The organism is Streptomyces sp. NPDC001156 (assembly GCF_053598275.1).
Window position 1 is genome coordinate 1 of record NZ_JBSFJX010000262.1, and the last position, 9,863, is coordinate 9,863.

The 9,863-nt window shown below is 70.8% G+C and carries 9 protein-coding genes and 1 pseudogene; 4 read left to right on the forward strand and 6 right to left on the reverse strand.

Annotated elements, in window-relative coordinates:
* The 3 genes and pseudogenes from ACWDA7_RS46370 to ACWDA7_RS46380 all read right to left on the reverse strand — a co-directional run.
* Positions 1-562: pseudogene (locus ACWDA7_RS46370) on the reverse strand (IS200/IS605 family accessory protein TnpB-related protein); the annotation flags it as partial.
* Positions 563-874: 312 nt separating this feature from the next.
* Entirely contained in the window at positions 875-1,810 is a 936-nt protein-coding gene (locus ACWDA7_RS46375) for an anti-sigma factor RsbA family regulatory protein (RefSeq protein WP_450613405.1), read from the reverse strand.
* Complete coding sequence (locus ACWDA7_RS46380) at positions 1,807-2,166, reverse strand: STAS domain-containing protein (protein WP_450613407.1); 360 nt, start codon at positions 2,164-2,166, stop codon at positions 1,807-1,809. The genes ACWDA7_RS46375 and ACWDA7_RS46380 overlap by 4 nt, the downstream gene beginning before the upstream one ends.
* Positions 2,167-2,614: 448 nt before the next feature.
* Between ACWDA7_RS46380 and ACWDA7_RS46385 the strand changes: the two genes are divergently transcribed.
* Positions 2,615-3,343, forward strand: coding sequence for an SCO6745 family protein (locus ACWDA7_RS46385; protein ID WP_450613409.1), 729 nt, complete (start codon positions 2,615-2,617; stop codon positions 3,341-3,343).
* Here the strand turns inward: ACWDA7_RS46385 and ACWDA7_RS46390 are convergent.
* The gene (locus ACWDA7_RS46390; RefSeq protein WP_450613411.1) at positions 3,333-4,964 is read right to left on the reverse strand and encodes an IS200/IS605 family accessory protein TnpB-related protein; all 1,632 of its coding nucleotides are present in this window, start codon (positions 4,962-4,964) and stop codon (positions 3,333-3,335) included. The two genes, ACWDA7_RS46385 and ACWDA7_RS46390, sit on opposite strands and share 11 nt — an antisense overlap.
* Before the next feature lie 115 nt (positions 4,965-5,079).
* Between ACWDA7_RS46390 and ACWDA7_RS46395 the strand changes: the two genes are divergently transcribed.
* The gene (locus tag ACWDA7_RS46395) at positions 5,080-5,355 is read left to right on the forward strand and encodes a helix-turn-helix domain-containing protein (RefSeq protein ID WP_450613418.1); all 276 of its coding nucleotides are present in this window, start codon (positions 5,080-5,082) and stop codon (positions 5,353-5,355) included.
* A gap of 124 nt (positions 5,356-5,479) precedes the next feature.
* Here the strand turns inward: ACWDA7_RS46395 and ACWDA7_RS46400 are convergent, their stop codons facing one another.
* A complete protein-coding gene (locus tag ACWDA7_RS46400) occupies positions 5,480-6,760 on the reverse strand; it encodes an MFS transporter (protein WP_450613413.1) in 1,281 nt (426 codons plus the stop codon).
* Positions 6,761-7,363: 603 nt separating this feature from the next.
* Here ACWDA7_RS46400 and ACWDA7_RS46405 point away from each other — a divergent pair.
* Both ACWDA7_RS46405 and ACWDA7_RS46410 read left to right on the forward strand, forming a co-directional pair.
* On the forward strand, positions 7,364-7,756 hold the full coding sequence (locus ACWDA7_RS46405; protein ID WP_450613414.1) for a nuclear transport factor 2 family protein: 393 nt from the start codon (positions 7,364-7,366) through the stop codon (positions 7,754-7,756).
* 299 nt (positions 7,757-8,055) lie between these two features.
* The gene (locus ACWDA7_RS46410) at positions 8,056-9,513 is read left to right on the forward strand and encodes a dihydrolipoyl dehydrogenase family protein (protein ID WP_450613415.1); all 1,458 of its coding nucleotides are present in this window, start codon (positions 8,056-8,058) and stop codon (positions 9,511-9,513) included.
* Between the two features lie 125 nt (positions 9,514-9,638).
* Here ACWDA7_RS46410 and ACWDA7_RS46415 read toward each other — a convergent pair.
* On the reverse strand, positions 9,639-9,863 hold a 225-nt coding region (locus tag ACWDA7_RS46415; RefSeq protein ID WP_450613416.1), incomplete at its 5' end, for a SpoIIE family protein phosphatase.

Genomic DNA, 9,863 nt, shown 5'->3' on the forward strand with positions numbered 1-9,863 from the left:
GCGCCGCCTCGAGGTGGTGTCGGGTGTGGAGCAGGCGTTTACCGCCCCGCACGACCCGCACCCGCCCCACCTCGTGATCGGCCCGCTCCCGCTCCAGCCGATCCTTGAGCAGATGCAGCCGCCGGGACTTGTGGAACCACTCCTGCCGGGTGCGGTATCCGCCCGGCGCCCGCTTCGCGCCCTTCTCACCCACCGGCAGCGACAGGCGGTGGGCGATCGTCTTGATACCGGCCTCAAGGCTGCGGATGTGCGCGAGTTGGGCGCGCCGGGACAGCGCCCACTGATCGTGGGTGGCCTTCGTGATCGAACCGGCCCACCGCGAGGACGACGTGTCGGTCAGGGCCCGCTTGCGCTGCGCCCACGTATCCGCGGAGTGCTCCAGGCCCTCAGCGCACCGGCGTTTGAGATCCTTCGAGGCCAGCGACCCCAGATGCGCACCGACCACACGTAACACCTGCTCGTCGTCCGGCGTGAGGCCCTTGATGCGGGTGCGGATCGCCACGCCGGACGGGCCGACGGCCACGAAGGGGGCAGCGATCGCACGCAGCGACTCACCACGCATCGATCTGCCCCCTCCCCCACACGTGATCAGCAACAGGAAGAACGGTACCGGCCGACACTGACAATGCCCGCCAAGCGGTCGTGCGCGCTGCAACACCACGAACAAGTACATGCTCGTGCACACTCACACACACTCCTGCACATCCGAAACCGAACAGATCCCAACCCCCATGGTTCGGCATGTCGTGAGTACGACGCCGCGACCGCCCGCTCGGCGGTCCCGAGCGCGCCCGGCGGCCGCGATGGGACGTCGTTCGCAGGGCTCACGGACCCTGATACGCGCCCGGGGCAGCCCTCTCGCAGCGACGGGCGGTCAACGGCCGAGATAGAAGCGAATGGTGGTGCCCGGGTCACCGGAGTGGATCCGGACTAGGTCCGCGAGGTGGTTCACCAGCAGCAGTCCTCGCCCACCGGGCTCGGTGGGCGGCTGGGGGCGTCGCCCGGCCAGGGGGTCGATCAGCCGTCCGGCGTCGTGCACCTCGCAGACGATCTGTTCGCCCTCCGCCCAGATCCGCAGCGTTCCGCCACCGGCACCGTGGAGGACGCTGTTGGTGGTCAACTCGGCCACCGCCAGCGCCAGGTCGTTCAGGCGCGAGTCGGCGAGCCCTATCTCCCGGGCGTACCGCACGGCGAATTCGCGCACCCCGGAGAGCTGACCGCTGCTGCCGAAGACGAACACACCGGCTCCCGGCGGCACGGGCAGCGCCTGGTTGTAACGGTCGACAACGGCCTCGGGGCTGTAGGCGGCAGACGCCGTCTCACTGTTCTCGTCGATCACCAGCGGGTGGGTGGCCCTTGCGTCGTCGAGGACCCGCCGGTCGAGCCCCTCGGCGTCGTACGGGCACAGGATCGTGATGTCGCGCCCGTCGAAGGCCGCGTTGATCAGGGCCTCGTGCTGCACACACGCGGGGTACTCGAGGCTGCTGCGGCCCGGCCAGATCGGCTCACCGATGATGCGTACCCGGCCCTCGCCATGGGCGTCGGCGAACTTGCGCAGCACCCCCGGGATGATCCACCCGGGATTGCGGCCCGCCCGGGTCATGTCCACGAAGCGCACCTCGGCGGCACGCCCGCCCAAACGGTCCTCCAGGAGTTCCAGACGATCCGGCGGGGCCGCGACGGCCACCGGCTCGGCTGCCTCCAGACCTTCCAGAACGAAAGGAACGGTAACGGCCAGGAACTGCTTCTCGCCGCGGTAGAACAGCGCCGGATGCACGAACGTCCCGCGCGCGGTGACAAGTTCGGTCATGGTGCCACCTCGATACCGCCCAGCTCCGGCCAGAAGACCGACAGCACGCGCGCCACTTGCGGCGGCGGCCCGTACAGCATGAGCCGCTGCCCCTCGGCCAGTGACTGGACGAGCACCGCAAGGTCCGTAACTCCCGCCACGTCGATGAACGTCACCTCGGACAGCTCCACATGGAGGAGTGCCTCATCGCGCTGCGCCAGCCGGCCGAGCGAATCCCGCCAAGCCGTGCGGGTGTCGAGGCCGACTTCGCCGATCACCCGTACGCCGGGACGTTCCGGCAGCGGATGCACCTCCAGTCGCGGCGCGTCGAACGACTGCGCGGCGCGGAGGCTCCCCGACTCGAGTGAGACGTCCACCCTGTACACCTCGGTCTTCCCGTCGCCGGCCGTCCGGCCCGGACTCTCAGGACTCATGACGCGCAACGCCCGCCGTCCTGGTTCCCGGCCGCTCTTCTCCTGCCCCGACATACGCGGCTGATGGGCACCTTAGCCCTGTTCATCCCCACGCCGTGCTGACGAGCCGGGCCACGGCGACGACCGCCCTCATGGCCTACGCATGCCCGCGCTGGGACGCGGACCGCGCAGCCGAGCCAGTCCGGAAACTTCCCGGCCGGCGCAGGGAATGAACCGGCCCGCGGCGGGTACACGCACCGCCGCGAGGGCAGGTGCGGGGCGGCGTGTCCCTGGGGAGGTCACACGCCGCCCCCATCGTGGTGCTCCACACGTGGGCGGACCGAACGCCCCTGACCGGTCGGCTCGCGCCAAGCCGGGACAGCTGACGTGCGAGCGTGCTATGACAGCTGTCATGACGGGTCTGCTGCGGGGTGACGGACATGGGCGCGCGGCGAGCGATGTCTCCGCCCGGTCGATGTGGGAGCTCGCCGAACCCGTGCACGACCTCGTCTACTTCACACCGGAGGCGCGGCAGGAGGCCGACCGGGCGGGAATGCGCGGCTTCTGGATGGGGTATGTCGCGATGCGCGCCGCCCCGCTGGGAGTGGTACCCGCGGCTGTGGTCGTCAGCAGTTTCTATGTGTTCCACCCCGACCGGGTGACGCGGGCGCTGCCGGCCGCCAGGCGCTACGCGACTCCGTCGGACATGCTCGCCGCCAGAGAGCGTGCGGTGGATCTGAGCATGCGTCGGCTGTTCGGGGAGGACGTCGTGCGTAGCGCGCGGATGGCGGAAGCGGCGGATCGGGCCTGGGACGCGGCCGCGGCGGCCGACACCGCGGGACGGGTGCTCGGCGGGGCCAACCAGGCTCTCAACCGCCCGGAACTGCCGCATGTGCGGCTCTGGCAGGCGGCGACCACACTGCGCGAACACCGGGGTGACGGACATGTGGCCGTGCTGGTGAGCCGTCGCGTCGGCCCGGTCGAGGCGATGGTGCTCAAGGCCGCCTCGGGAGAGTCGGACGGCGCGATGCTGCGCGAAGGCCGGAAGTGGGACGCGGCGACCTGGCAAGGCGCCGAAGCGGACCTGCGGGCGCGCGGATGGATCGACGACGTCGGTCGGCTGACCGTTCCTAGTCAGTGAGCTGGAGTGGGTCTTGTACCCAATCCTGGTCAACTGGCGCATCCCGAACGGTGGTGGATGCACTGGTCTCCCGCGTTCGCGCCGCGTCCGGCGACACGGATCGTGTCCGTGGTCCGGGGATGCGGGGGCGGGTTCCCTCACGCCCTGGGGTGCCGTGTCCGGCCTGGGCGGTCCGATGCCCCACACGATCGCTCTGGTCGTGTGGGGGCGGTGCCGTCCGTCGCCGGATGCGGTGTCCGAGGGCGCGCCTGCCGATCGCGATGCTCGCGGCATCGTGACGGCTGGTTTTCCTGGTCGTGTGGGTGAGGGGCCCCAGCCAGTGCTGGGCGCCCCACCTGCTGGTGTAGGCGGGGTCGATGGCGATGATGGTGATGCCGAGTTCGGCCGCCATGCTGACGAGCCGGGCCCGCAGCTTGGATACCGGCATGCCGGAGATCAACCGCCGAAACCGCTTCCGGCGGCCGTGCTTCTCCCGGGTCTTGTCCGCGCTGAAGTCGAGGTCTTCGATCGCGATCGACACCCCGTGGCGTTTCGCCCAGTGCAGGAGCCGGATCAGCGCATGCCGTACCTGGGCATCCCGGTGGTCCGCGGTGCCGGACAGGTCGTAGAAGAACCGGCGCGGCCCGCCGACCGGATTGCCGTGGGCGTCCAGCCGCCAGGCGGCCAGATGGTCGGCGTTGGTGTCGACACCGATCACACCGCCGGTGCGGGCGTCGGACAAGGGGACGGTGGTGACCGGCGGGATCGTCCACGAGGCGGTCAGGTACCAGCGGGAGCGGTCTGTGTCGTAGTGGATGCGGTAGGCCACGGCCCGGTTCGTCGAGACGCGGTCGGCCCACTCGTCGCTTCGGTGGTGGAAGACCGCGGTTGCGGCCAGGACGTACCGGCCGTGCGGGGCGTTCGCCAGGTGCGCAAGCGGGACGGGGAGCTTGAGGGAGACTTCGCCGTCCGGGGTGACGCGGATCGTCTCGTTCCCCAACCGCTTGCCGGACTCGCCGTCCGCCTGCAGGAACCAGCGCTCCGCTTCCCAACGACGCCGCCATGCGTGCCCGGTGAGCTGCGCCGCCTCGAGGTGGTGTCGGGTGTGGAGCAGGCGTTTGCCGCCCCGCACCACCCGCACCCGCCCCACCTCGTGATCGGCCCGCTCCCGCTCCAGCCGATCCTTGAGCAGATGCAGTCGCCGGGTCTTGTGGAACCACTCCTGCCGGGTGCGGTATCCGCCCGGCGCCCGCTTCGAGCCCTTCTCGCCCACCGGCAGCGACAGGCGGTGCGCGATCGTCTTGATACCGGCCTCAAGGCTGCGGATGTGCGCGAGCTGGGCACGCCGGGACAGCGCCCACTGATCGTGGGTGGCCTTGGTGATCGAACCAGCCCACCGCGACGAAGACTCCTGCGTCAGGGCCCGCTTGCGCCCCGCCCACGTATCCGCGGAGTGCTCCGGGCCCTCAGCGCACCGGCGTTTGAGATCCTTCGAGGCCAGCGACCCCAGATGCGCGCCGACCAGACGTAACACCTGCTCGTCGTCCGGCGTGAGGGCCTTGAGGCGGGTGCGGATCGCCACACCGGACGGACCGACGGCCACGAAGGGGGCAGCGATCGTGCGCAGCGACTCACCACGCATCGATGCACCCCCCTCCCCAACGCTTGATCGACAACAGGAAGAACGCTACCGGCGGGCACTGACATTCAGAGCCCGCCAAGCGTCGTGCGCGCGCTGCAACACCGCAAACCGGTACATGCTCGTGCACACTCACGCACACTCCTGCACATCCGAAACCGAACAGCTCCCAACCCCTCGGGGAGCGGCCGAGCGCGATGCGATCGAAGCGGAGACCGATGCCGCTGCCGAAGGTCCATGGCGGGCCGTGGGACGCGATGCCACCGTGCGACTGGCCGAGTTGCTCACCCCGTTGGCCCGGAAGGTGCTGGCATCCGGAGTGATTCCGTCCGGCAATCCGGTGGGACTGACCTGGGCGCCGCGGTGTGACTCCGGCGGCGCCGGGTCACGATGACGCCAGGTGCGGGGGCGGCCCTTGCGGCACTCCGCCCGGATCGTGCCGCCTCCGGCACACGGCCACGGCCACACGCCTCATCCGCGCCGTTCGCGGCCCGCGAGGACGGAACCGCGGCATCGGCTCAGGCGGAGGCCGGAGTCGGATCCCTCCTCGCGCGCAGCAGCGGGTTGTTGCGCAGACGCCCGAAGGTGACGAACAGGGCCAGGGCCTGAAGCACGGCGCACCCACCCAGGACGTCGGTCAGGCACGACGGCGGGCTGAGGGCGATGACGATCCCTGCCAGGGGGAAGGGCAGCAGCAGGAGCAGGATCGTCAAGGACAGCGTGGTGCCGAACGCCGCGGGCGGAATGATCAGCGAACGCAGGGTGCGCAGGACGACGGTGAGCCCTCCGTCACCGGCCATGAACAGCGCCACGAGGGCCGTGTAGCCGAGATAGGAGGGCGCCTGGGGGAGAGCGAGACAGGCGGTGGCCGCGACGGTGGAGCTGATGACACCGACTCCCCACAGACCGAGCCGGTCGAGAGCGAAACGGCAGCAGGCGACCGCGAGGAGCGTGGAAGCGGCGGCAGCCGACCAGAGGGTGCCGACGGCGGCGGGGGAGCGGCCGAAACCGTGCACCACGATGATGGGGCTCGCCGACTGCAGCAGTCCGAGCGCCAGGTTGGAGCAGGCCAGCCCGGCTACAAGCAGGCGCAGGGCCGGCAGTGAGCGCAGCGTCTTCCAGCCTTCCCGCATGCCGCCGCCCGGGCGCCCCTCGTCCCCGCTCGCGCCGCGCAGTGGTGTGGGCGGGGTCTGCAGGGCCAGTCCGGCCGACAGGAAGGACAGCACACTCAGGCACGCGAGCATCCGGGTCGGCCCGGACAGGAGCAGGAAACCGCCGAGTGCCGGTCCGACGAGAGTGGCCGTCTGGTCGATGCCGATGAGCACCGACTGCACCTTGTGGGGCTGCCCTTCGGTCCGCCGGCTGACGATGGCGCCGACGGCCTCGTTCGCGACGAAGCTGAACTGGGTGAGCGTTCCCGTCACGGCTGCCAGCGCCATGACGGTGATGGTCTCGGTCGTGCCCTGAGGAAGCGCGACCAGTGCCACCGCCGCCGCAGCCACCAGCAAGGCCCGTGCCAACGAGGCGAGAAAGCACACGATCGCCGCGCCGCAGCGGTCCACGAGGGCTCCGGCCAGGCTGAACGCGGCCACCCGGGGTATCCACTCCAACGCGAAGGCCAGGCCTGTCAGGGACGAGGATCCCGTGGTCGCCAGCACCAGCAGCGGCATGGCGTAGGTCGACATGGAGAAGGCGAGCGCGTCGCAGGTGCGCGGTGCGTAGACACGCCGGAAGAGGCTGCCGGCGGGAACGGCGGCATGCCGACCGGCCGGTTTGCTCTCGGGCAGGGAGATGGTCACGGAGCGGACTTTCGGAGAGCGGGTCGCGGATGGACGGAGAGTCGGACGGCTCCTCACCGCTCACGCCGCAGGGCATTTCGAGAGGATGCGAAGAGGGAAGGCCGGTGCGTCCACCGGCCGGTGACGCTCAGTCCGCTGCCGGACCGAATCCGCGAGTCGCCTCGGCGAGAGGCACGGTACGGGAGTGGCGGCCGCATGGGGACATATGGGTCATGATCATGACATGGGATGCGGCCACGTGAACTCCACTCGGGTTGGGGAGCCGAAGACGGGAACGGGCGTGCCGACGCGCCTGGTTGAGGCGTGATCTACGACGCGGTAACAACATAGCGGAAGGGCTTCCTGCTGCGGACCCCGGTGTCGGGTCCGGTTCGGCCGCTCGGGGAGACGTCCCTTCCGGCCGGGCGGCGGTGTCTGGGCGGCAGGGGGGTCTCGCCCGGGGCCCGGACCTTGACCAGGAGCGCGTCGTGGATCACGGTGGGCCGGGCAGTCGGTGGCACGAACCTGCGCAGCGCCGTTCGCCCGGTGCCGGTCGATGACAACAGCCGTTCGATCGGCCGGTGTTGCCGCCGAAGTACAAGTCGAGGAGCAGGAGGGGCCCAGATGAGTGAGTTCCGCAAGGCCGTCGAGTCCGGTGACCACAACGCGATCGAGGGGATGCTGTCCGAATCCGTCGTGTTCACGAGTCCGGTCGCGTACAAGCCGTACCCGGGCAGGCCGATGACGGCGGCGATCCTCCGCGGTGTCATTCGGGTCTTCGAGGACTTCCACTACGTGCGCGAGATCGTGAGTGCGGACGGCCGCGACCAGGCGCTGGTGTTCCGGGCGAAGATCGACGGTCTGGAGGTCAACGGCTGCGACTTCCTGCACTTCGACGCGGACGGCAAGATCGACGATTTCCAGGTCATGGTCCGCCCGCTCACCGCCGCCAAGGCGCTCGCTGAGGCGATGGGCGCGCAGTTCGAGCAGATCGCCCGCGAGGCGACGGGGGCCTGATCCCGCAAAGACCTCAGTAGCCCGATGCGGACGCGGGCGGCAGCCGAGTCGAGCCCTCCGGCGCCCCCGCGGGTCCGATGCCCCCACGACCCGGCGCCGGTACGAGGTGCGTAGGGCGTGCGTACGGCCGAAGGTGGCACTTATGGCGACTCTTCGTGAGGCGAATGGGGCAGTTGTGGCGGCCGGGGAGGAGCGCGCGGTTACATGACCCGGGGCGCCGCCTGGACCCGCTTCCCGACGCCGTCCCGCGCTTCGGCGAAGAGCCGACGACCGGTCCCGGATCAGGTTGCGAGGGAGACATGAGCGAAGCACGCGGAACATCGGAGGAGACCACCTACGACGTGGTGGTGCTGGGCGCCGGTCCCGTAGGCCAGAACGTCACCGCCCGCGCTATTGCCGCAGGCCTGACCGTAGCCGTCGTGGAGCGTGAGCTCGTCGGCGGCGAGTGCTCCTACTGGGCCTGCGTGCCGAGCAAGGCGCTGCTCAGGCCCGTCATCGCGGTCGCCGACGTCCGCCGCGTGGACGGTGCCCGGCAGGCCGTCGACGGCCGGATCGACGCGCAGGGAGTTTTCGCCCGCCGCAACCGCTACGTCACCGACTGGGACGACACGGGTCAGGCGGAGGCGGTCAAGTCCATGGGTGCCGACCTCTTCCGCGGCCAGGGCCGGCTCGACGGTCCCCGCCGTGTCACGGTCACCAGGGACGACGGCGCACGCCACACCCTCATGGCCCGGCACGCGGTCGCCGTCGCCACCGGCAGCCGGCCGGTCCTGCCGGACATCCCGGGTATGGACGAGGCCCGGCCGTGGACGAACCGGCAGGGGACCGACTCCAGTACGGTGCCCGGGCGGCTTGTGATCGTCGGTGGCGGCGGGGTCGGTGTGGAGATGGCCACTCTCTGGCAGGGTCTGGGCTCCCAGGTCACTCTCGTGGCCCGACGCCGTCTCCTGCCCCGTATGGAACCCTTCGCGGGGGAGCTGGTGGCTCGCGGTCTCGGCGAGGCGGGTGTGGAGGTGCGCATCGGCGCCCAGCCCACCGCGCTGCGTCGTCCGGACCCCCAGGGTCCCGTCACCCTCACCTTGGACGACGGCAGTGAGGTGGAGGCGGACGAGATCATGTTTGCCACCGGCCGTGCCCCCGCCACCGACGACATCGGCCTCGACACGGTCGGCCTCACCCCCGGCTCCTGGCTCGACGTGGACACCACCTGCCTGGTCCGCGGAGTCGACGGCGCATGGTTGTACGCGCTGGGTGACGTCAACCACCGTGCCCTGCTCACCCACCAGGGCAAGTACCAGGGCAGGACCGCCGGGGACGCGATCGGGGTCCGAGCCGCAGGCCGCCCGCTGGACGACGGCCCCTGGGGCGACCACGCCACCACCGCCGACCAGCACGCCGTGCCTCAGGTCTTCTTCACCGATCCCGAGGCGGCCGCGGTGGGCCTGAGCGCCGAGCAGGCGGCCGCGGCCGGTCATCGCATCCAGACCGTGGACCTCGACTTCAACGCGGCCCAGGGTGCCAACTTGTATGCCGACGGTTACCGGGGCCACGCCCGGATGGTGGTCGACCTCGACCGTGGCGTCCTGCTCGGGGTCACCTTCGTCGGCCCGGGGGTCAGTGAGCTGCTGCACTCGGCCACCGTCGCGGTGGCGGGCGAGGTTCCGCTCAAGCGTCTGAGGCACGCGATCGCCTGTTTCCCGACGGTCAGCGAGATCTGGCTCTTCCTCCTGGCCGCCTACGAGCGCGAACACGACTGAGCCGCACCCCGCACCCGGCCCAGGGCCCGCACCCGCGCCTTGCCGGGCCCGGCAGGGAGCAGCCCGCCGGGCCCGGGGGGCGCCCGGCGGCGTCGCTGCTTTTCCTCAGGCGGGCCGCGTCTTCGTCACGAAACCCACCGGTTCTCGGGGATCCGGGCCGGGACGTGGGCCCCCTCGCGCTGCAGCACGATCAGGGCCATGTCGTCGGCGAGCGGTCCGCCCGTGTGCGCCCGCAGGTCCGCGCCGATCCTGCGCACGAGCGCATCCGGACGCCGATCGGCCCAAGCCGTCACCCGCTCGAGGAGGGGGTAGAAGCTGCCCAGGCGGTCCCGGGCCTCGGTGACTCCGTC

Coding starts and splice junctions, on each gene's coding strand:
- ACWDA7_RS46375 (WP_450613405.1), bottom strand. CDS start 1,810: ATGACCGAACTTGTCACCGCGCGCGGGACGTTCGTGCATCCGGCGCTG.
- ACWDA7_RS46385 (WP_450613409.1), top strand. CDS start 2,615: ATGACGGGTCTGCTGCGGGGTGACGGACATGGGCGCGCGGCGAGCGAT.
- ACWDA7_RS46390 (WP_450613411.1), bottom strand. CDS start 4,964: ATGCGTGGTGAGTCGCTGCGCACGATCGCTGCCCCCTTCGTGGCCGTC.
- ACWDA7_RS46395 (WP_450613418.1), top strand. CDS start 5,080: ATGCTCGTGCACACTCACGCACACTCCTGCACATCCGAAACCGAACAG.
- ACWDA7_RS46405 (WP_450613414.1), top strand. CDS start 7,364: ATGAGTGAGTTCCGCAAGGCCGTCGAGTCCGGTGACCACAACGCGATC.
- ACWDA7_RS46410 (WP_450613415.1), top strand. CDS start 8,056: ATGAGCGAAGCACGCGGAACATCGGAGGAGACCACCTACGACGTGGTG.